The organism is Actinobaculum sp. 352 (assembly GCF_003957265.1).
Classification (GTDB): Bacteria; Actinomycetota; Actinomycetes; order Actinomycetales; family Actinomycetaceae; genus Asp313.
The window spans coordinates 1-1,367 of the sequence record NZ_RQSN01000035.1 but is presented as its reverse complement, the minus strand read 5'-3'; the positions used below and the strand labels follow the sequence as shown (position 1 = coordinate 1,367).

1 protein-coding gene is annotated in these 1,367 nt (G+C 59.9%); it reads left to right on the top strand.

The window, feature by feature from the left end; all coding sequences use genetic code 11:
* Positions 1-1,318, top strand: a 1,318-nt coding sequence (locus EKN07_RS12735; RefSeq protein ID WP_164546686.1) for a hypothetical protein, incomplete at its 5' end; no start/stop codon positions are given.
* Positions 1,319-1,367 lie beyond the last annotated feature (49 nt).

The following is a 1,367-nucleotide window of genomic DNA, read 5'->3' as shown; positions in this document are numbered from 1 at the left end:
GATCGCACAGGCTGAGGAGGCGCTTCGTCAGGCGGGGGAAACATTGGAAGCGGTCAAGGCCGGGGATATTGAGCCGACGGCCGAGTTGTGGCTGAAACTCTTGCAGGTGGCCGGTAATGCGACGATTGGCGGGGATTTGATTGTCCTCGGTGAGATTAACGCTGCTGATTTGACGGTGACCGAAGAGCTGTGGGGTAAACTCGCTACCTTCGTCCGAGTGACCACGGATATGTTGGTCGCTGGAAACGCGACCATCACCAACGAACTGTTGGTGGATACGTTGCGGGGTAAAACCCTGGTCGGCGTGCAAGTATTGGGCGGCTTGTTTGAACTACTGTCAGCGGTGGAACGCTCGGCGGGATGGGATCGGTCGCGGTTCTCGACAGCGAAGGAAGTGGACTGGCGTACCGCGCCAACGGTCACCGATACGGGTGCGAGCGTAGATGTGTGGTTGGCTGTCCCGCAGGCCTGGCAATTCGAACAGGATTGGGACGGCGTCATCTGGCTCAACTACCAACTCGACGACGCCACCGATCCGGATCGTACCGTGTCTTTCACCCTTGAATCCACAGAGCAGTTGACGGGGAAGGTGGAAGTAGGCGGCGAGATAACGCCGATCACCCTGCAAAGGAACATTCCGCAGAAGGTCACGCTGGCTGGGGAACACGTCACGGGACTGGTCCGGGTGAAGCTGACTCCGGCCCGTAATTTCAATAGTTTCACGGTCCGCATGACCGGCCTAGTGGATTCGTACCACGACTATTTGGCGACCGGGCTACGCATCGACCGAGACGAGGCGGGCATCGCCCAACTGGTCTACACATCCCCCGCCGGGACATGCGTCCTTAACCCGTTGGGGATTTCGTACACGCCCACGGGCGGGACGGGCCGCACGGTCGAATGGGGCACATTCGTCAATCCGCCGGTAGCCATCGGCAGCCGACGATCAAACCGGAGCCTCGGTAACGGCAACTGGTATAACGCGGTAATAGACGCGGCCACCGCGTACACGGTAGGCGGCTTCATCTACGACGACGGACGTTTCACCGTGCCAATTTCAGGAGTCTACCGGCTCTCCGGGCGCGGCAAATTCTCCCAAAACACCACGGGCAGGCGCGGCGTCGGCTTCTCGATCAACGAGGCCGCCCCGGATACAAACACAGTCAGCGCTGCAGTGTCGGGCACGTCCGTGGTCGAATGCAACGCGCTGGTCCGCCTCAACGCCGGGGATCGAATCAAGCTCATGCTGTTCCAAGACTCCGGGACCACGCTCAACTCTCCGGGCTGCGAGTTTTCCGCCCAATACGTCACCGCATAACCAACCAACGAAGAGAGGGGAATGGTTATGGCTGTCGATCTAGACCTAG